General features: G+C 61.5%; 18 protein-coding genes. 11 read left to right on the top strand and 7 right to left on the bottom strand.

From position 1 onward, the window contains the following. The first annotated feature begins 238 nt into the window (after positions 1 to 238). The gene (locus LWF01_RS01040) at positions 239 to 1,432 is read left to right on the top strand and encodes a carboxylate-amine ligase (protein ID WP_349639184.1); all 1,194 of its coding nucleotides are present in this window, start codon (positions 239 to 241) and stop codon (positions 1,430 to 1,432) included. A gap of 88 nt (positions 1,433 to 1,520) precedes the next feature. Here the strand turns inward: LWF01_RS01040 and LWF01_RS01035 are convergent, their stop codons facing one another. Further along, on the bottom strand, positions 1,521 to 3,233 hold the full coding sequence (locus LWF01_RS01035) for an HNH endonuclease signature motif containing protein (protein WP_349639183.1): 1,713 nt from the start codon (positions 3,231 to 3,233) through the stop codon (positions 1,521 to 1,523). 319 nt (positions 3,234 to 3,552) lie between these two features. On the opposite strand from LWF01_RS01035, the gene LWF01_RS01030 reads away from it, so the two are divergent. Beyond that, positions 3,553 to 3,942: a VOC family protein gene (locus LWF01_RS01030; RefSeq protein ID WP_349639182.1), complete on the top strand. Its 390-nt coding sequence runs from the start codon at positions 3,553 to 3,555 to the stop codon at positions 3,940 to 3,942. 87 nt (positions 3,943 to 4,029) lie between these two features. On the opposite strand, the gene LWF01_RS01025 is transcribed toward LWF01_RS01030, so the two are convergent. From LWF01_RS01025 to LWF01_RS01010, 4 genes are all read right to left on the bottom strand, one after another. Next, the gene (locus tag LWF01_RS01025; RefSeq protein WP_349639181.1) at positions 4,030 to 4,530 is read right to left on the bottom strand and encodes a pyridoxamine 5'-phosphate oxidase family protein; all 501 of its coding nucleotides are present in this window, start codon (positions 4,528 to 4,530) and stop codon (positions 4,030 to 4,032) included. Positions 4,531 to 4,757: 227 nt separating this feature from the next. Beyond that, positions 4,758 to 5,870 carry a LacI family DNA-binding transcriptional regulator gene (locus LWF01_RS01020; RefSeq protein ID WP_349639180.1) on the bottom strand — a complete coding sequence of 371 codons (1,113 nt, stop codon included), beginning with the start codon at positions 5,868 to 5,870 and terminating at the stop codon, positions 4,758 to 4,760. Between the two features lie 47 nt (positions 5,871 to 5,917). Further along, on the bottom strand, positions 5,918 to 6,802 hold the full coding sequence (locus tag LWF01_RS01015; RefSeq protein ID WP_349639179.1) for a PfkB family carbohydrate kinase: 885 nt from the start codon (positions 6,800 to 6,802) through the stop codon (positions 5,918 to 5,920). Positions 6,803 to 6,902: 100 nt separating this feature from the next. After that, positions 6,903 to 7,907 (bottom strand): SIS domain-containing protein, encoded by a 1,005-nt coding sequence (locus LWF01_RS01010; protein ID WP_349639178.1) that lies wholly within the window; start codon positions 7,905 to 7,907, stop codon positions 6,903 to 6,905. A 286-nt stretch (positions 7,908 to 8,193) separates the two neighbouring features. Here LWF01_RS01010 and LWF01_RS01005 point away from each other — a divergent pair, with 286 nt between their 5' ends. From LWF01_RS01005 to LWF01_RS00970, 8 genes are all read left to right on the top strand, one after another. Further along, complete coding sequence (locus LWF01_RS01005) at positions 8,194 to 9,513, top strand: ABC transporter substrate-binding protein (RefSeq protein WP_349639177.1); 1,320 nt, start codon at positions 8,194 to 8,196, stop codon at positions 9,511 to 9,513. A 77-nt stretch (positions 9,514 to 9,590) separates the two neighbouring features. Continuing rightward, positions 9,591 to 10,478 carry a carbohydrate ABC transporter permease gene (locus LWF01_RS01000; RefSeq protein ID WP_349639176.1) on the top strand — a complete coding sequence of 296 codons (888 nt, stop codon included), beginning with the start codon at positions 9,591 to 9,593 and terminating at the stop codon, positions 10,476 to 10,478. Beyond that, complete coding sequence (locus LWF01_RS00995) at positions 10,472 to 11,308, top strand: carbohydrate ABC transporter permease (RefSeq protein WP_349639175.1); 837 nt, start codon at positions 10,472 to 10,474, stop codon at positions 11,306 to 11,308. Before LWF01_RS01000 ends, LWF01_RS00995 begins: the two co-directional genes overlap by 7 nt. A gap of 108 nt (positions 11,309 to 11,416) precedes the next feature. Next, complete coding sequence (locus LWF01_RS00990) at positions 11,417 to 12,268, top strand: sugar phosphate isomerase/epimerase family protein (RefSeq protein ID WP_349639174.1); 852 nt, start codon at positions 11,417 to 11,419, stop codon at positions 12,266 to 12,268. Between the two features lie 115 nt (positions 12,269 to 12,383). After that, complete coding sequence (locus LWF01_RS00985; RefSeq protein ID WP_349639173.1) at positions 12,384 to 12,956, top strand: dihydrofolate reductase family protein; 573 nt, start codon at positions 12,384 to 12,386, stop codon at positions 12,954 to 12,956. Then, positions 12,940 to 13,911 carry a hypothetical protein gene (locus tag LWF01_RS00980; protein ID WP_349639172.1) on the top strand — a complete coding sequence of 324 codons (972 nt, stop codon included), beginning with the start codon at positions 12,940 to 12,942 and terminating at the stop codon, positions 13,909 to 13,911. Before LWF01_RS00985 ends, LWF01_RS00980 begins: the two co-directional genes overlap by 17 nt. Next, complete coding sequence (locus LWF01_RS00975; protein WP_349639171.1) at positions 13,908 to 14,591, top strand: DUF4166 domain-containing protein; 684 nt, start codon at positions 13,908 to 13,910, stop codon at positions 14,589 to 14,591. Before LWF01_RS00980 ends, LWF01_RS00975 begins: the two co-directional genes overlap by 4 nt. A gap of 168 nt (positions 14,592 to 14,759) precedes the next feature. After that, complete coding sequence (locus tag LWF01_RS00970; protein WP_349639170.1) at positions 14,760 to 15,671, top strand: phosphodiesterase; 912 nt, start codon at positions 14,760 to 14,762, stop codon at positions 15,669 to 15,671. 88 nt (positions 15,672 to 15,759) lie between these two features. Here LWF01_RS00970 and LWF01_RS00965 read toward each other — a convergent pair whose 3' ends face one another. Together LWF01_RS00965 and LWF01_RS00960 are read right to left on the bottom strand one after the other, a co-directional pair. Beyond that, positions 15,760 to 17,187, bottom strand: a complete 1,428-nt coding sequence (locus tag LWF01_RS00965; protein WP_432762034.1) for a stealth family protein — start codon at positions 17,185 to 17,187, stop codon at positions 15,760 to 15,762. Positions 17,188 to 17,530: 343 nt separating this feature from the next. After that, positions 17,531 to 18,421 carry a helix-turn-helix transcriptional regulator gene (locus LWF01_RS00960; protein WP_349639168.1) on the bottom strand — a complete coding sequence of 297 codons (891 nt, stop codon included), beginning with the start codon at positions 18,419 to 18,421 and terminating at the stop codon, positions 17,531 to 17,533. Positions 18,422 to 18,581: 160 nt separating this feature from the next. On the opposite strand from LWF01_RS00960, the gene LWF01_RS00955 reads away from it, so the two are divergent. Continuing rightward, the gene (locus tag LWF01_RS00955) at positions 18,582 to 20,042 is read left to right on the top strand and encodes an MFS transporter (RefSeq protein ID WP_349639167.1); all 1,461 of its coding nucleotides are present in this window, start codon (positions 18,582 to 18,584) and stop codon (positions 20,040 to 20,042) included. Positions 20,043 to 20,081: the final 39 nt, after the last annotated feature.

Below are 20,081 nucleotides of genomic sequence, written 5' to 3'. Positions count from 1 at the left end.
GCGTGACGGCGCCGAACCGCCTCGCAGGCTGATATTTGCCCCGCTTGGGCTGATTTGCTCCTGCCTCAGCGGCTCGGCTCGCTTTCCTGGCTAAATCCACTCGCTGCTGCCTCAGTGTCTCGGCTCGTAGCCTGGCTGAATTAATGGGAATCGTGGACTTCCGTTCCGGTTCGTCGCACCATGAGAACACCAGCCATGACGTCGTCCGCGTCGGGCATCTACGGATACGGCGGCCTGTATGCGCACCTTCGGGGTCGAGGAAGAACTCCTGCTGGTTGATCAAGGCAGTGGAGCGATCGTGCCCGCGGCGAGTGCGTTACTCGCACACGCCGGTAAAGAATCGGGTGGCGAACCGGGCAACTCGTCCGCCGATTCCGACTGTAGCGACGTCGGCCTGGGCTATGGAGTTACTGGCTTCGCCTTGCCGTCCCATCGGCATGCGGGCACGATCACCGTGGAGTTTCAACAGGAACAAATCGAGATCGCCTCCCGAATACATACCAGCGTCGAAGAGCTTGGCGCCGACATTCGTGCGGGCAGGGCGCGGGCGGACGCTTATGCCCAGGCTGTGGGCGTTAGGGCGATCGCCTTGGCCACAGCTCCGCTGCCTGCCGCACCACACGGCACCGAGCAGCCCCGCTTCGACATGATGCACGCCCAGTTCGGCCTGACCGCAGACGAACAACTGACTTGCGGCTGCCATGTGCACGTCAGCATCGACTCGGTCGAAGAGGGCGTCGCGGTCCTGGACCGGATCCGTATCTGGTTGCCCGTACTAGCAGCCCTGAGCACCAATTCGCCGTTCTGGAACGGCAGGGACACAGGTTATGCAAGCTTCCGCACCCAGGTGTGGAACCGGTTGCCGGCGACCGGGCCGATGGAGATCCTCGGGTCGACGGACAACTATCGTCTGCTCATCGATCAACTGCTCAAAACCGAGGTGCTGTTCGATGAGGGAATGGTGTACTTCGACGCCCGCTTGTCCCGGGCATACCCAACCGTCGAAATCAGAGTGGGCGATGTCTGCCTATGCGCAGATGACACAGTTCTCCTGGCGGCTTTGAGCAGGGCTTTGGTAGAGACCGCCGCAGAGCAGTGGCGTACAGGCCATCCACCCGAAGACGTTCCGGTAGCCATCCTGCGAATGGCGGCCTGGCAGGCAAGCAGATGGGGACTCGAGGGCGATTTGCTCCATCCAGTCCGCGCCACGCCCTGTTCGGCAGCAGATGCAGTCAGCTCGCTTGTGGACTACGTCCGCCCTGCACTAATCGACTCCGGCGATGAAGCCTTCGTTGACGAAATGATTGAACGGATTATGTGCCGCGGAACCGGGGCGCGTCGACAGCGCGCAGCACTAGAACGAAACGGCAACCTCGCCGACGTCGTACGCGAAGCCATTCGGAGCAGCCACCTGCCCGAGGGGTCACTCTAGGCGGTGACGGTCAAGGCTCGCTTGCCTCTCGGGTCGTGCGCACCTAGAGGTCTGGGTGAGCTTTTGCCCACCTGTCTGTCACCGGGCTTTATTCCAGTGGTGGTGGGTGGTGGTAGTGGTTGCGGCGGGGTGTCCGGTTTGGGTCGATCCAGGCTGGTGGGATGACCCAGGGAACGCCATCGCGCATGGTGATGGTCCATTCGCCGTGGTGGATCACGCCGTGGTGGTGTTCGCAGAGCAATGCGCCGTTGCTGGTGGAGGTCGGTCCGCCGTGTGAGTGGTAGTGGACGTGGTGGGTGGCGCACCAGCTGGCCGGCGCGGTACAGCCGGGCATGATGCACCCATGGTCACGGGCGATGATCGCCCGGCGTTGGGCCGGGGTGAACAACCGCCGGGTAGCGCCGACGTCCAGAATCTGGCCGGTGCCGCCGAGGACGACCGGGATCAGGTTCGCATCACACGCCAGTTCACGCACGGTCGAGACCGGGACGGGTCCGGTATGGGCCAACACGCCGTGGCCGGAGGTTTTGGCGTAAAGGGTGTCGTAATCGATGGTGACCATGATGCTGGCGGCGGTACCCCCGGAATGCACGGCACCGGTTCTCAATGCCCGCGCACAGTGCCCGATCAACCCATCCAGCAACTTGCGCTGATACGACCGCGAATCGGCTCCCGCCGGATCCTCGGCCGGGGCGGCAGCTGACGAAGGTGAAGTCCCTGGTGTCGCGGTCATGGTGCCGCTGGCTGCGTCGTCGGCTGCATTCGCTGCAGTTGACGCATCTTCAGCCGGGTACCCGGCCGGACGCGGGCTCTTCTCCCCGGCGGTAGGCGCTCCATCCGGCGTCCCGACTGGAGTCGCGGTCGCAGCTCCGTCGCCGCCGCTCGCGCTCCGATCGTCGCTATCGCTGCCGCTATCTCTCGCGGTGTCGCCGCCGCTGCTGGTATCGCAGCTGGCGTCCGTCCCATTGGTGTGGCGCGAGCTGGTCGCTGGGCCGGCGGCGGTGAGCAGGGTTTCCTGCTGAGCCTGGGTCATCGCTCCTTTGAACGGCACCAACCCGTTACGCCGGGCCGTACCGAACCACAAACCGTGCTCCAACCGGGACTCAGTCTCACTCGGCCGGGCGCCATCCGGGTCAAGCAACGCCACCCACCGGGCACCGCACTGAGCCACAAACCCCGGATCAAAACCCGCAGCCTGACCCAACAGATACTCCTCAGCCTGCCCGGCCACCTGGTCCGGGGTGCGGGACCCCAACACGTCCGGCGGAGCAGTAGTCGCCTTGTCTCGGATCACCGACAACTTCTCCGCCAGCACGTGCGCGGCATCCACACCGATCAGCCCACCCGACAATGCCTCCGCCACCTGAGGGCACACCGGCGGGATCGGCTGCCCGGTCAACGACGACCCGGCCGTGACGGCCGCAGCGACATCCAGCCGGCGTTTCGCGTCCCCCGCGCTGATCCGCAGCCGGTCCCGCAACAGACACACCGTGGAACGTTCCCCAAGCCGCTCGGCGATCTGCCGGGCCTCGACCTCCCCGGCCAGCCGAACCTGCAACCCAGCCACCCGACGCGCCAGTCCCTCGACCAGATCCGCGACCGCGAGCACCTCCCGATCAGCAGCCAACCCCAACCCAGCCGGACCCCGCCCCACCGCAACAGCAGCCGAAACAGTCCCGGCAGCAGCGGCCGCGGCGTCCAACGCGCACCGCGCGGACTCCAGCTCACCGACCAGCGCCCCGACCGACCCAGACCGATCAGTGCCACCGGAACCACCCTCGGGCCCCTCACCATCTTCCATACCCCACACACTAACTGCCACCACTGACAGTCATTGCAACTAGCACGAGACTAGACACCTAATCCGTTCTATATTACTTCGCATTGCTCGTACGAGCCGCGGTACAGCAGCCCCAGCCCGCTACGCCGGCAAAACACTGCTGACCAGCACTAATGCCGACGAGATCCGCATGACGGCACGACTGCGGACTGCGGACTGCGGACTGCGGACTAAAGCCTGGCACTGCCATAGAACCCAAGCCACATTCGCCGTAGACGGAGGCGCACCAGCGGCCTACCATCGATCCAAAGTGTTCACCACTGATCAGGAGGAAGCCGTAATGAGTGGACGAGTAGTACATTTTGAGATTCCCTTCGATGACGGAAATCGCGCCCGCAGTTTTTACGCCGATGCATTCGGCTGGCGAATCCAGGAGATGCCTGAACTGAGCTACACGGCGGTGACCTCGGGCCCGACGTCAGATCAGGGGATGCCGGGCGAGCCAGGCTTCGTCAACGGCGGCATGGTGCAACGCGACGAGACACTCGCCGCTGGACCGGTGATCACCGTCGACGTCGAGAGTATCGATGCCGCACTGGAGAAGATCGAGCAGCTCGGCGGCTCGACCGTTGTCGCTAAGGAACCTGTCGGCGAGATGGGATTTGCCGCATACTTCAAGGACCCGGAAGGCAATGTGATGGGACTGTGGGAGAACGCCCCTCAGGGTTAGCCAATGGTCACAAGGCGACGCAACCGCAATGTCATCGCCATCCCCGCATGGTATCGTCCGTGACACCATGCGTTCGGTGTCTCGCGTTCAATCCGACTCCCCGAATGTCCATCGAGTCGGCGAGCCTGCGAAATCCGATTGCATCAGCCCAAAGGCGCTGACAGGTCGTACTCGCAGGCAAAGCGCGGTGATGCCGTCCAGGAAATCGAGCCCATAGTCGACGCCGTACTTTTCATTCACCGCTCGCAGGAAACGCTGCCGATCCTGCTCAGCGCCGCGGATTTCGGCAATGCCGTCCAACACCACCGGATCCACCGCATCATCAATCGCGGCGGTGCACTCGGGGCGCTCGGACAGATTTCGTACCTTGCGCGAGACGCTGCCACTGCTGAACCATAGCGTCTCATCGAGCCAGACACCCCATACCGGCATTAGGTGCGGCCGGCCCGACGGCCAGGACGTAGCGATCCAGTAGTCGTGGCTGTTTCGCAGCTTGTTCTCCGCCCACGACCATGGCAATAGTCCACTGCCTTCGTTGGCCGGCAGCAAGCCGTAGCCGGGCATATGGGGTCGTGATGCGCGTGGCATGGCCATTGCTGCCCTCGCTCGTGATCGAGGCCGGGTTACCGGTAGGGACTGAAATTTCCGAGGCTAGGTTTAAATAGTACGAGTGAGGGATCGGTCCCAGCACAACTCCTTCAAGCATCCGGAATGCCTCCATCAGCGTTCACTGCTCAACCGTAACGCCGACATCCGGCCGATGGAGTCGCTGTAATCACAGTGCCCCCGCACTTCCTGGAAAGCGGGCGAGAGGCCTACGGATTTCGGCTACGGAGCGGAGGCGGCCCCGTCACCGACGATCGCTCGATGAAGCGCGATTCGAGTGTGTGCATCAGTTGCGTCTGGTTCCCACCGTCGATCTCGTCGAGAAGAATCTCGGCTGCCCGGTTTCCGAGTTCAAGCATTGGCTGCTCGATCATTGTCAGCGGCGGGTCCATGACCGCTGCCCACGAGCTGTCGTCAAAGCCGATGATCGAGACGTCGTCGGGATACCGCAAGCCACTCGCCCGGACTGCCCTGAGCGCGCCCGTCGTCGCGTCGGTTTCACTGCAGAGTATTGCCGTGATTGGGGCGGGGAGGTCCAACATCCGGGCGACCGAATGGGTGGCGTTCTCTTCGGTTTTCTCTTCGGTCATCACCAGAGCAGGATCGAACGAAATTCCGGCATCATCGAGCGCGTCAAGATAGCCGCGCAGCCGCTCTCCGTCGCTCCACAGATTGTTCGAGGTAGCGGCGCTCAGTTCGCGCCGAGTGGTGACGGGCTCTGTTGTCGCAGGACCCCAGATGAAGCCGATCCGGCGGTGTCCGTTCTGGATGAACAACTCGGCAGCTCGTCTGGCTGCTTCACGATTGTCGGTCACCACCGACGCAAGATTCAGGTGCTCGATAGCGCGATCGAGCAGTACGACTGGCACACCACGATCGACTGTGCCGGTGATGTGGTCGACGGCGTCCCGGCCAAGCGCCGCCGAGGCGATAATGATGCCGTCCACGCGCTTGTCGACGAGCACGCCGATCGCAGCCTTCTCCTCGTCGAGCTCTTCATGAGTGCTGAGCACGATGGTGTCGAAGCCGCGTGCGCGCGACGTGTCGCTGATGCCACGCACGACACCCGCGAAGAAGGGGTTGCCGATGTCGGCGACGATCACGCCGAGGGTATGGCTGATCCCAGTGGACATGCTGCGCGCCAGGGCGTTAGTGCGATAGCCGAGCTTTTCGGCCGCGGCGAGCACCCGGTCACGCAGTTCGGGACTCGCATAGCCGTATCCCCCGAGCGTTCGGGCGGCCGATGCCCGGCCAACACCTGCTTCGGCCGCTACCTCGGAAATGGTCGGTGGACTCCAGCTCCGATCACGATCCGCGGCCATATCAGGTAGTCCATCTCATCGTAGGGGTGTATAGGAAGCTTGGCTTGTCACATCGTAGCTGGCACGAGAGAATCGTCGGTCCCGTGACCGAACGCACCCTCAACGAGGCACTGCGACGCGGCGAAACCAGCACCCCCGCGAAGCGCCGCCGAGATTGCGTCAGCCGATGGGGGCTTACGACGCGACCACCCGGTACGAAGCAACGTGACTGCGAAAGCGGTAAGGAAGGCATCACCGCAGCCCATGGTGTCGACAATCAGGGACGGGTCTTCGAGCGGCTGCGCGACACCCTCGACGAAGCACCGCCCGTCATAGGCTATAGCTCCCTTCGTTCCCCGGGTGCCAAGCGCCAGCCCTGCGCCCCGCGCAACTCCGTCCGTGAGCAGCGACCGGGTCTGCGCAGGACTGAGATCCGAACACGAGAACAGAACGAGGTCCGCGAACGGCACCACCCTGTCGAGATAATCGGCGCTTCTGAACTCATCCTCGCTCGACAGGTCGAAGCTCACCAGAGTCCTAGTTTTCCGGAGCTTCGGCAACTCAGGCTCGGATCGGGAGTAGACGCTGGAGTGGACGAGGTCGAAGTCGGCCACGTACGCCAGCAGCTCATCATCGAGCTGCAGGGGCTTGCTCACTGTCACTCCTCCTCCGTTCCAGCCACCGAAAGTTCGCTCCCCGTCGATAACGGTGAGCGTCGAGACTCCACTCTTCCCTGCGCGCACTGCCGAGTGACTAAGATCCACGCCCTCGCTCGAAATCGATTGCCGCAGAAAAGCTCCTCCTGCGTCTGACCCGAACACTCCCAGATAGGACGCTTCAACACCGAGCTGACGCGCGAAGACCGCGAAGTTCACGCTGTTGCCGCCCGGGTAAACGATCGAACGGTCGACAAACCAATCAATAATGTTGTCACCGAACCCAAGAACCTTCATGGCCTTTCCTTCCGAATAGTGAATTCCGGGCATCCGCCGGTGCGCGGATGCCCGGAAAGGCGTACACGAAATGACCGACCGAACATGGGCTACTGCAGAGCTAGTATTCGACCACGCGGTAGTACCGACGCAGGTCTAGGGAGTGCTCGCGTACGCGCTCGAGGTGCTTACTGACCCGCCCCGTCACCGTATCGAGAACGAGAGGCGCGATCACCCCGCGGAACTCCGGGCTGATTCCCTCCAGCGAGTAGTCCTTAGTGTCGAAGACCGTGACATCCTTACTGATCTTCCTGACGAACTTCTCAACCCGATCGGTAAGGGCCCGTGTTTCATCCTCGCCCTGGAACAGGATCACGCTCGTGCCTTCCTCGAGCAATTCCAGCGAACCGTGGAAGAACTCGGCACTGTGCACTCGCGTGGTGCGCAGCCACTGCATCTCCTCGAGGATGCACATGGAATACAGATAGGTGAAACCCCAGAGATTTCCGCCGCCGACGAGGAAATAGTAGTCCGTGTCTTTGTGCGCATCGGCGAAAGCGGACGCCACTGGCTCTGCCTGCCTGGCGACCTCCACGAGGATCTCGGGGATGTTCATGAATTCATCAGCGAACTTCTCGTAGCCGGCGAACTCGCCTCGAACGTGGAACAGGCGGGTCATGAATAGGAGCATCTGCAGGTCGAATGGCCATGTCTTCGGCTCCGAGACGAGGGCAATGTCTGCCGCCTCTGCAATGGGAGATTCCGGGTAGCCCGTGAAAGCAATCACGAAGACACCGCGCTCCCTGCAGTAATCGATAGCGCGCAGACTGTCATCCGTCGTACCGGAGACCGAGGTGAAGATCGCGACAGAGTTTCTGGTCATCGTCTGGTCACCAGTGACCAGGAGTTCTGCAGCGATCACGGATTTGACCGGCATGGTCGACAGGCGCTTGGCGAGGTGTTCATAGGGCCACATGGCGGCGTAGGTTCCCCCTGCGCCGATCAGGAATAAATTGTCGAAACCCTTCGCGGTGAGCTTGTCGACCAGGTCCTCGATTTGTGGGCGGAGGCCGACCGCGCTCGCGGTTTGCTTCAGGAATTCCGATTCGTCGAATCCGAGCATCATTGCGTCCTTTCAGGGGGATGGGCGATCACTGAACCGGAAAATTACTAGTTCTGGTACCGGTATCAGCTTTGATTGATGCTGACACATTGACTCCAGCCCCGTCAATATAGGCCTTGCTAGTTCTAGCAAATACTTTTCCGTAGATGCTGGTACCGGTCTCAGATTATCTGTATAGTCGGCGACACCAAGCACCACGTGCAACACCCAAGTCCAATGGCGGACGGAGGACGCGTCGACCGAGGCGCCGGCCAGGTTTCCGCTCTTTGTGAGAGATGAAGGAAAACCCATGCACACACGAACACGTTTGACCGCTGCAGCGTTCGTCGCGACATCCGCCCTTCTGCTCGCCGGTTGCACCGGCGGCGGATCCGGCGAGCCGGTCGATGTCACGGCTGAGCCGGAGTATTCAGGCACGCTGAGCATCCTGAGCAAGTTTGCAGGAGACCCGCTCGAGCCGTACTTCGAAGACCTCGCCGCCGAATACACCAAAAAGCACCCCGATGTGAAGTTCGACCTCATCCAGGAGACCGATCAGAGCATCAAGGACAAAACCAAGACGCTAACCGCATCTGGTGCCTTACCCGACATCTACTTCTCGTGGACAGGCGATTGGGCAGAGAACTTCGTCGGAGGCGGTCTCGCTGCCGATCTCAGCAAAGTCATCGGACCCGACACGGAGTGGGGCAAGACATTCGGCGAGGCATCGCTCGATGCATTCAAGTACGACGGCAAGTACTACGGGGTTCCGCTCTACAACAACGGCAAGTTTATGGGCTACAACAAGGCCATTTTCGACGAAGTGGGCATTCCGGTCCCGACAACATTTCAGGAGATGATCGACAGCTGTTCGCCAATCCGGAACGCCGGCTACGAACCGATCGCGTTCGGCAACAAGGACGGCTGGCCCGGTTTGCACTACCTCCAGCAGCTGTTCGCCTATAACGTTCCGGCCGACGTTCTCAAAGCTGATTTCGTGCCGGGAACAGCCACCCTTGACCACCCCGGCTACGAGAAATCCCTCAAAGAGTTCAAGACCCTTGTCGATCAGTGCACGAAATCCGGCGATGGGACCAACGGAGTGCTTTACACCACTGCACAAGAAGCGTTTTCTGCTGAGAAAGCGGCCATGTACTACCAGGAAGTCCTCGAATTCGACACGGTGACTGCCGAGGGCAATGCGATTACGGCCGATGAGTTCGGCGTGTTCAAGTTGCCAGTCCCTAGCGATCCGGCTGGCGACCCCGACGCAATTGAGGGTGCGCCGGAGGGATATTTGGTCAACGCCAAGTCTCCCCGCGCAGCCCTCGCCGTGGACTTCATGAAGTTCGTCACCTCTAAAGAAAATGCAGCGGTACTCGCTTCACCGCCGTACGGCCAGCCAAGCACCGTGATCGGTGCCGTCACGAACGAGAACTCCAGCGCGGCCGTGTACGAGGGCATCAGTCAGGTAAACGAGGCTTCGCAGATCGTCATCTGGTTGGACACCGTGACAGTCCCAGACGTAGCCGCAGCGTGGCTCGCCGGGGGCGAGGCGATCATCGGCGGCAGCTCAACACCCGAAAAAGTGCTCGAGAGCGTGCGAACTGCGTCTGATTCCGCTCGATAATCCTTTGGGCAAGGGCGGTCTGCGTTTGACCGCCCTGGCCCAAAGGACACGGGACAAACTGATGGAAAGAGGACACGATGCAGACAGCCAGGAACAAGGCATGGAGCTTCACCTGGGCAATCCCGGCCCTGGCGCTTCTCGGAGCGTTCGTCTATCTCCCTCTCGTGCAGAATTTCGGTTTCAGCATGGTCGAGTGGGACATCTACAGCGGCTCCCAGGAATTCATCGGCCTCGAAAACTACAGGAAGCTTGTCGACGACCCGATCTTCTGGTCGGCATTGGGCAACAATCTGCTCTACTCGGTAATTTCCGTCGTCTTCCAGGTGTTCGGGGCACTCGTGCTTGCGGCCCTCATCGAGAGCATCCGCAGCGACCGTTGGCGAAGGGCCCTACGGGCGATCTACTTCGTCCCGTCAGCAATTTCCCTTACTGTCGCCGGCTTGTTGTTCTACTTCATCTACGAGCCGAATCTCGGCCTGATCAACTTCCTTCTCGATGTGATCGGACTGGAGGGGTGGGCACAACCGTGGCTCGGACAGGAAAGCACGGCGATGCTGGGAATCATCGCGATGAGCCAGTGGCAGGGGTTCGGCTACTCAACTCTGCTCTTCGCCGTCGCGATCCAGAGGATCCCATCCGAACTGCACGAAGCGGCATCCATCGACGGCGTGGGCCCAGGTCGGCGGTTCTTCATGGTGACTATGCCCCTGGTACGCGAAATGACGGGTCTGATGATGATCGTCACCATCTCGGGCGCATTCCAAGTCTTCAACGAGGTGATGGTGATGACAAGCGGCGGGCCGAACAACTCGACTCAGGTGCTGGTCACCTGGCTCTACCGCAGTGGTTTCGTAAGCAACGACTTCGGCTACGCAGCAGCAATCGCGATGGTCATTTTCCTCGTCACGCTCGTTATCGGCCTGGTCCAGCTATGGATCACGCACAAGAGAAAGGTCGAATGGTGACACGGCTCAATTTTCTCGGAGTCATCGGCAAGATTTTCATTTGGACCTTCCTGCTCGGTCTTGTCGTCATTGTCGTTTATCCGTTGCTATGGATGATCTTGAACGGTTTCAAGGAGAATGCTGAGCTCTTTGACAACCCCCTCGCCTTCCCTTTGGACTGGAGCTGGGCGAACTACGCCAAGGCCTGGAACCGCGGGGTGAGCAATTACCTCATGACAAGTGTTCTGGTCACCGTGACGTCGACAATCGCGACAGTCTTCATCAGCGCGTGGGCCGCCTACGGCCTCACGCGGGTGAACATCCCGTTCAACCGCACGGTAGTCACACTCATCCTTGGCGGCCTGATGCTCGCACCCGCGGTGGCGCTCGTACCACTCGTCAAGATGTTTCAAACCCTCGGCCTCTACAACACGTTCTGGGCGCTACTCATCCTCTACACAGCGTTCCGGATCCCGTTCACGACCTTTCTCATCCGCGCCTACATGATCGATCTACCGCGCGAGATCGATGAGGCCGCTGAAGTCGACGGCTCGAGCCGGTGGTCAACGTTCTGGCGAATAATACTGCCGATGTGCAAACCGATCATCGTCTCCACCGTCATCCTTCATATTCTCTTTTCGTGGAACGAGTATCTCTTCGCCATGGTGTTCACCAGCGGTACCGGAGTGCAGACTCTACCTGTGGGACTCACGAGTCTGATGAGCAAGCACGGAACAGATTATCCTGTCGTCTTTGCGGGAATGGTCATCGCCGCCATCCCTGTGGTGTTGCTGTTCTTCTTCGGACAGCGCTACTTCATCAAGGGACTCGCCGACGGTATCGGAAAATGAGCACCGTGATCGCGGGCGCAGGCACCGCCTGGATCTGCGCCCCGTCCCCGAGAGCTGCGGCCTGTCCCCGGCATCAGCAACCAGCTCGGCCTGACAGGAAGGCGCGACGTGACCCTCTCTACAGCCCAAATCGCCGGCTCGAACTTCGCTTATCAGCACCTGCCGTTGGAGACGTTCCTCGACGACATGGCCGACCTTGGCCGTGAGCAGCTCGAACTGTGGGGCATTGCGCCGCAATTACATATCCCGGAGCTTGCCGCCGACGATTTGCTTCACATCCGTAACTTGATGGCGGATAGGGGCTTGCATGCCTATTGCGTCACACCCGAGCAAGTAGCCTACCCAGTGAACGTCGCATCGCCCGTCGAATGGATGCGCCGCTCAAGCATCGGCATGTTCTTGCGTGCGGCAGAAGTTTGCGCAGAACTCGAAGCGCCATACCTGTTTCTTACACCCGGGCGGGGCTTCGAAAACGAGCGGACGGATGCCGCCTGGCAGCGGTCCGTCGATGCGCTGAGCGAGATCGCAAGCCGAGCCCAGGAACTTGGCGTCGGATGCATCCTGGAACCACTTCAGCGGGTCGAATCGAACCTCGTGAACGACTCCAAAACCCTCCGCCGGATGATTGCGGATATCGGCGCCCCGAACGTCGGTGGCGCGCTTGATACGGTCGCCATGGCGACCGCAGGTGAGACGGTTGCCGATTACCACGAGAACCTTGGGTCACTGATTCGTCATGTACATCTCATCGACGGACGACCCACCGGCCACCTCGCTTGGGACGAAGGCCAACTGCCATTGCGCGAGTACCTCGCAGGCCTTGAGACGATCGGGTACGACGGATATCTTACGTTCGAGCTCTTCGGCGACGGGCAGTACGCGTTCGATCCGCGTCGAGCACTGGACTCATGTTTCGCGGCGGTCGAACGGGAACTGGGCGCCCTGCATGCTGCTGGCTAGGCGGTTTCCTTCGCTCTTGATAGACCCAATGTCAATGTCCCGCTGAGGCCTGGAGCTCCGATCCGCCGGGGCGAGGCACGAAACGACTGTCACACCCCGTTGCTAGGGTTCTGCCATGACTTCAACACCTGCTTCGACATTCAACGGTTGCGTGTTCCTCGGCCTCAGCGTCGACGGATTCATCGCTCGGCTCGATGGGGACCTGGCCTGGCTGATCGAACGCGGCACGGTCGCAGGGGATGCCGGGTTCACCCCGTTCATGGAAAGCGTCGACGCGCTAGTGATGGGGCGGGGCACCTACGATGCCATCGCCGATGAGGAGTCCTGGCCGTACCTGGATCGCCCTGTGCACGTGATCAGTGCCACGCTGTCGGCTGATGCCGATCCCAGAGTTATCGTGCATGCCGGGTTCGATAAAGCGGTAGCCGCACTCAATGCTGCCGGGTATCGACGGGTCTATGTGGATGGCGGCCGCACGGTCCGCAGTTTTCTCAACGCCGGGCTGATTAACGAGCTGACCCTATCGAGGGTCCCCGTACTGATAGGTGAAGGTATCACCCTGTTCGGGCCATTGCCGGACGACGTCGAACTCGAACACGAGCGCACAGAGGTGCTCGCCGGCGGAATGGTCCAGACGATGTACCGGGTCGTCACCCAGGAGAAGGGGTCGAATGAACACCCGGCCTGACCGCTGCCGGCCGAAGACCCGGCCTGATCGCTCCCGGCCGAAGCGCGCTCGTGAAGCACCCGAGCGCAGTGACCGCGTCGCCCGCAAACAGATCTATGTCGAGATTCTGATCAGGTCGAGCAAGGACCGAATCTTCGAACTCAGCCAGAACACAGAGCTCCATCCTCGCTGGGACTTGCGTTTCTCGTCGATAACTCCGATCGAGCAGGCCAGCACACCAGCTGGCGATGACGACAGTAGCAACGCTGGCGTCGATGACGTTAGTAGCAACGGCGGCAGCGGCAACCCTGGCAATAACGGCACCGGCGGTCTCTTGCGATTTCGTTATGCATTCAGGCTGCCCTTTCACACCATTTCGGGCACCGGAACATCCATCGGCAACAACCAGCGGGCCGACGGGCAGGCAACCTCGGTGCTGAAGTTCACTACCGATGACTGGCTCTCCCCGATCGGCCCTGGTGCCGGTTATTGGCGATACATTCCCACCGCAGACGGGGTCAGATTCCTCACCGGCTATAACTACGAGCCAGGGATGGGCCGCATCGGGAAGCTGCTCGACAGCCGTGTCATCCGGCCGGCACTTGGCTGGGCCACTGCGCTGAGCTTTGATCGATTGCGACTTTGGGCCGAATCCGGCATCGACCCCGCCAAGGCCCGTTCCGCCTGGCTCGTCGATGCGACTTCCCGCGCCGCTCTCCTGGCCAGCGGCATCGGCCTGATCTCAACGGCGCTCCGAAGTCGGCGAAGGGTGTTTCCAATAGCGGCCGGGGTAACGGCGATGACCGCAGCCTTCACCTTGCCGACACCGCCTGCAGTCCCCCGTGCCGGTCGCTGTCTTCGACGTCCACCGGACACCAGATCAGGCCGCGCTCCCGACGGCTTGGCCACACTCGCCGACCCGGGGATTTCGATCCCGTCATATTCCGAGCCTAGGAAGGCACACGTCGAACGATGAGCTCGATCTTCGAAAAAGCACTTGGCCCGGAGTTCCAGCGACTACACCCGATGTTGCAGCGCCGGTTCGGAGTCGATGTCGACGCGGGATATGCCTGTATCGGCCGAGGTAGGTTCTCCCAGGTCCGCCGTGGAGCCTGGTGGACGGTGCCGTTCCTCCGGTTGGGCGCATTTCGCAATCTGCTGTTCCCGGACCAGGGCGACGACATCCCGTTCATCATCGAGAACTATCCCTACATTGACAGTTTCGGCCGCAAGACGGTTTCTTTCGTCCGAACCCTGGAGGTCCGTCCCGGCAAGTTCCGCCGGTTTGACGCGACGATGATCTACGGCGAGCGAACGGGCAAGGTGATTGACTACCTGGGCACCCATCAGCATCTTGCTACGGACCTAGATCTCGAGGTCCTCGCAGATGGGTCATTGCACCTAACTTCGGATGCGCAGCGATTCTACGAAGGGAGAGCCGGCTTCACCTTCCCGCCGGCCTTCACCGGCAAGGCCGACCTGTATGAGAATTACGATTCGGAACGTGAAGTCTTCACCATCCGTCTCGAAGTCAGGAACCCGCGCTACGGCTTCCTCTTCGGCTACCGGGGCGAGTTCAACTGTGAGTTTCCGAAGCTGACCGCAGCAGGCGTGCCGGCAAGTGTGAAACCCCTCCGTGAGGAAGTCCGGGAATAATGACTTGCATAGATGCGCTGTGCAACGTGGCGCAAATACTACCGGTCTTTACCGGCGCGCCGACTTGCGTTCACTTGCCCGCCGCTTCGTAATGGTTTGATAGCGTTGAAACATGCCAGGGCAACGTCGCAAGGCACCGAAAGTCATCACGATTCGAAAAGAGAACCGATGATATCCCGGACGGCCGAACACCCCCGCCCGAACCATTTCATCTTGCACCTCAGCGACACTCACCTGCTCGGCGGACCGCAACCGCTGTATGGAGCGGTCGACAGCGAACGACGACTCCAGCAAATCTTCGACCAGCTGGAAGCCTCCAACGCCCGCCCCGAAGCTATGGTCTTCACCGGCGACATCGCCGACCGCGGCGAAGCGGATGCTTACGCAAAGGTCCGTGCAATCGTCGAACCGGTCGCCGAACGCCTCGGCTCCCAGGTCATCTGGGCGATGGGAAATCACGACGATCGGAGCAACTTCCGCACCGAGTTGCTCGGTCAGACTGCTTCCCCAATGCCGGTGGACAATACCTACTGGTTGAACGGCCTCAGGATCATCACGATCGATTCCACCGTGCCGGGTTACCACCATGGCGAGATCAGCGAAACCCAGTTGCAGTGGCTGGCGGAAGAACTTCTGACCCCGGCGCCCGACGGCACGATTCTCGCTCTGCATCACCCGCCGGTGCCCAGCGTGCTCGACCTTGCAGCCCTCGTGGAGTTGCGCGAGCAGAAGCGTCTCGCCGACGTCATCCGGGGCAGCGACATCCGCGCCATACTGGCCGGTCACCTGCACTATTCGACTACAGCGACCGTGGCCAATATCCCGGTATCGGTTGCCTCGGCAACGTGCTACACCCAGGACCTCGCAATTCCGGCCGGAGGCCAGCGCGGCCAGGACGGCGCTCAGGGCTTCAACCTGGTCCACGTCTACGAGGACACGATCGTGCACTCGGTGGTTCCGCTGGGTAGCTATGCGACCGTCGGCGAGCAGCTCTCGCCGGAGGCGACTGCAGCCCGGTTGGAGCTGGCAGGCGTAACGATTGAGGATGCCGCGCCGGTTCCTGCGCTGCAAAACGCCTAACCTGCCGGATGTCCGCCCGCCAGCGCCGACGCTGCAAAACGCCTAGTCTGCCGGATGTCCGCTCGCCAGCCCCGAGGCTGCAAAACGCCTAGTCTGCGTCGACTTCCCAGGGGGCTTTGATCGGGAAGTATCGCTCCAGGAAATCTGTCACGAGCTCGGCGCGCTCCGCCGCATCGATCTCGGGAAAACTGCCGTCGTTGAGGCAGAAGAAATCTACCGAGCGCTTCGCCAGCAACGAGTCCATCTTCCGGATCCCGGACCGCAGCGTCGTGTCGACATACCGCACCTTGGCCAGCTGTTGCACCACCGCTCGCCCAGTCATCAAGGCGTAGTAGTGGTAGAGCGAATTGGTCACCGAAATATTCGACGCCGCCCGGAACGTGCTGGCCGAAGTCTCCTTGAACTCCTTCGCGAACTCCTGTTCCATTTCCAGCAGAACACTCTTCCGCAGTGGCGCGGCAGCGTGTTCCAGGTGCCGAGTCGTCGTCCGCCCGAAGCGATCCTGAAGCAGCCGGCGGTTAACCCGCGCAGCGTTCTCATAGCCACTGCGTCCCAACTCCGTGTCGCCGAGGCCGATCCGAACCGACGCCTCAATGAACTTGGTCACGCCTCCGGGCGAGAAGAAGGTGTCGGGGCCAACCGGCCGGCCGAAGAACATGTCGTCGTTCGAGTACAGGAAGTGCTCGGCCAGCCCCGGGATATGTTGCAGCTGACTCTCGACCGCCTGAGAATTATGCGTCGGCAGCACGGACGGATCAGCAAAAAAGTCTTCGCTACGCACGAAAGTCACGGATGGGTGATCGGCCAGCCACGACGGACGAGGCGAATCCGCCGCAATGAAGATCCGTCGGATCCAGGGCGCGAACATGTAGACCGAACGCAGCGCGTACTTCAGCTCGTCGATCTGGCGATAACGCGCCTCCGATTCGTCTCCTTCGCCAACCACGGTGCCGGCCATCCGCGCTGCGCGAGCCTTCTGCCATTCGATCGACGACCCGTCGACCCAGGAAAAAACCATGTCGATGTCGAAGTTGATGTCGGTAGCGTGATCGGCAAACATGTTCTCGATTGCCGGCCAGGTCAGCCCGAACCGTTCAACACTCCCGCGCACGATGTCTTCGCGGCGAATCGTCCGGCGAGTGATCGAGTTCTCGATCGGGAGGACGATCTCTTCACTGTCATGCATTGACCACAGCTCGATCTGCACACCGGTCGACGGGCCGTACAACAAGCCGCTTTCCGGCACGACGCGCGGCCTGAACAGCCTGAAGATCCGGGCTTTTGAGTTCGACGACAGGGACCCGTCGGCCAGAAGTTCGGTCTTCCCCTTCTTCACGTCGACCGGTTTGGCGTAGAACGGCTCCTCCGCGCACGCGGCAACAAGCGCTTCCCGCAAAGTCTGGCGATCGGAAACATCGACCGCAATGACGGGCCGCTCGTCGTTGCCCCGCACGAACAGATAATCAAGTTCGGCGGCCTCAAGAACACGCCGCACGAACAGCAGGTCCTCGACCATGGCCTGATGCGGAGTCAGTCCATGGTTCACCAGCGCAAGGCGACCCTTGAACTTCACGACATCCGGGCGCTGCAAAAGCCGGGCAGCGCTGGCCGCCGTCGCATTTTTGACGGAAGCGGCGGTATCGGCGTCCTCGGGAGGCAGATAGTAAACATCGTGGTTCGTGGAAAGGTCAGTAATAGTAAACCCCGATTCGGTCGCAGTATGCTCTGGCGTCCTAATCGTACGACGATGTCGATTGTCAGCGCGTATTCATGCTACCCAGCCGGACGTTCTGCCCCAGCCAGGTATGCCACCCCCGCAGACGCCCTGGCCCGGCCGGAGGTTCTGCCCAGGCCGCGCGTTATCGCCGAGCGGTGTCCGCGGCGCTCCGGGAAAGATCAGTCGCCGGCACCCGGAGCAGCTGTAATGCCCCCGAAGCCCGCGAGTTCGGTTCAGCCGAATGCGCGATGATGCGCTGGCCGTTCGCGTCGGGCAGGTGCAGCACTTCGAAGTTCAGCTCGAAATCGCCGACCTCCGGATGGCGGAACTCCTTGACTCCGCTCACACAGCGCTGCACGGGATGCTTTGCCCACAGCGCCGCGAACTCGGGACTGTTGAGCGTCAGCTCGCCGATCAACTCGGCCAGCCCGCGATCATCCTTGAACTGGGCAGCCACGAAGCGAAGTGACGCCACGGCAAGCGTGGCCTCCTCGCGCCAGTTCCGGTACAGATCACGTGTATGCGGGTCGAGAAACAGCATCCGGGTCAGGTTGGGCCGGTCTGTCGGCCGTTCCGGGGCGTCCACGTCGAGGTGCCCGGCGAGCAAGAGATGCCCGAGCGCATTCCAGCCGAGAACCTCATTTCGCCTGCCTACCGCGACCGCAGGAATATCACTCATCGCATTCAGCAGGCCGATCGTGCCAGCCCGCACCCGCTCCGGACGCGCCTGACGCTTGCGCCTTGCGCGAACCGGCCGGGCGAGGTCGTGCAGATGCGCGCGTTCATCGGCATTCAGGCCGAGCGCCCGGGCGAGTGAGTCAATTACGGCCTCAGAGGCGTTTGTCGATTGGCCCTGCTCGAGTCGGGTGTAGTAGGTGGCAGATACCCCTGCCAACTGGGCCAGTTCTTCCCTTCTGAGGCCGGGAACCCGACGGGAGCCATAAGAACTGATGCCGACGTCCTCGGGGGTCAGTTTCGCTCGGCGAGTGCGAAGAAACGTCCCGAGGTCGGCCGTGGCGGCAATGTCGTCCATATCCTCATTGTCCGATAGCGGGCAGACATCTGCCTATCCCTGTCAGTGCTAGGCACGGCGAAGGTAGGAAGCCTGGAGGTCTGGCTGCTTGAACCGAATAGCTCGACAGTTGAGTTGAAGCCCGTCACCTTCGGGCAGTACCCCCATCGAATTGGATGTCATGTCGACTCTTGACCAGAACACCGGCCGGATACTTCCGGCCGGCAGCCAGCCGCGGATGACGAACAGACAGCGTCTGATGGTCGCCGTTCTCCTGACCGCCGGGTTCACCCTCGCGGTCGATTTCTCGATTCTGAACGTCGCACTTCCTGCGATTGGCGCCGACGTGGGCTTTTCGCTTGACCACCTGCAATGGATTGCTACCTCGTTTGCTTTGTTCGCTGCCGGCTTCACCCTGCTCTTCGGCCGGATCGCGGATCTCTACGGCCGGCGAAGGTTGTTCCTTTCCGGAATAGCGCTGCTGGGCGGATCGTCGCTCCTCGGTGGACTGGCTCAGGAACCGATCCTGCTGATCACCGCCAGGGTTGCCCAGGGAGTTGCCACGGCAATCGTCATTCCCGCCGCGCTGTCGCTGCTTACCACCTCCTTCCCGGAGGGCCCGGTACGGGAAAAAGTGCTTGGCCTGAACGGTGCTCTGATGGCTGCCGGCTTCACCACCGGCGCCATCCTCGGCGGCGTTCTCACCGATCTGCTGAGCTGGCGGTGGGCGTTCTACATCAACGTCATAGTCGCCGTCGCCGTGCTTCTGATCGCGCCATTCGTAATCAGGGAATCCACAACTAATACCCGGGCCCGGCTTGATGTTCCCGGCGCGGTGACCGTGACACTCGGACTTGTCGCGATCGTCTACGGTTTGACGAGCGCCGGTGAATCCTCATGGGCCGCTCCCCAGGCCTGGGGCCCGCTACTCGCCGGCGTGCTGCTCCTCGTTGCATTTTGGAAGATCGAAAGCAGGGTACCGAAGCCCTTGGTGCCGGTCACGATCCTGGCGCGACGCAGCATCGCCTGGGGCAACCTTGCCGGGATGCTCGCGTTCGCCACGGAAACATCACTGGTGTTCCTGCTGACGCTCTACCTGCAGACCGTCCTTGGCTACACCCCATTTGCGGCCGGTCTCGCTTTCGCTGTCCTCGGCATCGGCACTGTAGTGGGCGGCATGGTGGGTCCACGAGTCGTGGGCAAAATCGGATCCAAGCGCACGATCGTGCTAGGACTATTGGTCCAGGCTGCCGCGACGACTCCACTGATCTTTCTCGACACGAATCCGGAGTGGATCGCTGTCCTGCTCGCGGGAACCTTCATCGGCGGGATTGGCAATCTGATGGCCATCGTCGGATTCATGGTTACCACCACCTCCGGCCTTCCGGACGAGGAACAGGGACTTGCCACCGGGCTGGCCACAATGAGCCAGCAGGTAGGAATCACGCTCGGAATCCCCATCATGTCCGCCATCGTGACGGCCCGGATTCACACCCTCGGCGACGAAACGACCACCGGGGTGCTGTCGGGCATCACCATTGCCATCACCTCGAACGTGGCCCTGTGTGTCATCACCGCGCTGGCGATCGCGCTATTCCTCGGCCCGAAACGGTCCACTCCTTCGAAGCTGGCGTCACTTTAGGACGCCGAGAAGGCGGGCACCTTTCGCTCGGCGCGGGCA

Origin of the sequence: Saxibacter everestensis, from assembly GCF_025787225.1 — a bacterium.
GTDB lineage: Bacteria > Actinomycetota > Actinomycetes > Actinomycetales > Brevibacteriaceae > Saxibacter > Saxibacter everestensis.
Note: the sequence above shows the minus strand (reverse complement) of the source record. Positions and strands in the feature narration are given on the sequence as shown.

Bases quoted from the DNA above. Each gene is read 5' to 3' on its own strand.
- LWF01_RS01025 (WP_349639181.1), bottom strand. From the start codon at position 4,530: ATGCCACGCGCATCACGACCCCATATGCCCGGCTACGGCTTGCTGCCG.
- LWF01_RS00960 (WP_349639168.1), bottom strand. From the start codon at position 18,421: ATGGACGACATTGCCGCCACGGCCGACCTCGGGACGTTTCTTCGCACT.
- LWF01_RS00965 (WP_432762034.1), bottom strand. From the start codon at position 17,187: ATGGTCGAGGACCTGCTGTTCGTGCGGCGTGTTCTTGAGGCCGCCGAA.
- LWF01_RS01015 (WP_349639179.1), bottom strand. From the start codon at position 6,802: ATGAAGGTTCTTGGGTTCGGTGACAACATTATTGATTGGTTTGTCGAC.
- LWF01_RS01040 (WP_349639184.1), top strand. From the start codon at position 239: ATGCGCACCTTCGGGGTCGAGGAAGAACTCCTGCTGGTTGATCAAGGC.
- LWF01_RS01020 (WP_349639180.1), bottom strand. From the start codon at position 5,870: ATGGCCGCGGATCGTGATCGGAGCTGGAGTCCACCGACCATTTCCGAG.
- LWF01_RS00985 (WP_349639173.1), top strand. From the start codon at position 12,384: ATGACTTCAACACCTGCTTCGACATTCAACGGTTGCGTGTTCCTCGGC.
- LWF01_RS00980 (WP_349639172.1), top strand. From the start codon at position 12,940: ATGAACACCCGGCCTGACCGCTGCCGGCCGAAGACCCGGCCTGATCGC.
- LWF01_RS00970 (WP_349639170.1), top strand. From the start codon at position 14,760: ATGATATCCCGGACGGCCGAACACCCCCGCCCGAACCATTTCATCTTG.
- LWF01_RS01000 (WP_349639176.1), top strand. From the start codon at position 9,591: ATGCAGACAGCCAGGAACAAGGCATGGAGCTTCACCTGGGCAATCCCG.
- LWF01_RS00955 (WP_349639167.1), top strand. From the start codon at position 18,582: ATGTCGACTCTTGACCAGAACACCGGCCGGATACTTCCGGCCGGCAGC.
- LWF01_RS01005 (WP_349639177.1), top strand. From the start codon at position 8,194: ATGCACACACGAACACGTTTGACCGCTGCAGCGTTCGTCGCGACATCC.
- LWF01_RS00975 (WP_349639171.1), top strand. From the start codon at position 13,908: ATGAGCTCGATCTTCGAAAAAGCACTTGGCCCGGAGTTCCAGCGACTA.
- LWF01_RS01010 (WP_349639178.1), bottom strand. From the start codon at position 7,907: ATGATGCTCGGATTCGACGAATCGGAATTCCTGAAGCAAACCGCGAGC.
- LWF01_RS00995 (WP_349639175.1), top strand. From the start codon at position 10,472: ATGGTGACACGGCTCAATTTTCTCGGAGTCATCGGCAAGATTTTCATT.
- LWF01_RS01030 (WP_349639182.1), top strand. From the start codon at position 3,553: ATGAGTGGACGAGTAGTACATTTTGAGATTCCCTTCGATGACGGAAAT.
- LWF01_RS01035 (WP_349639183.1), bottom strand. From the start codon at position 3,233: ATGGAAGATGGTGAGGGGCCCGAGGGTGGTTCCGGTGGCACTGATCGG.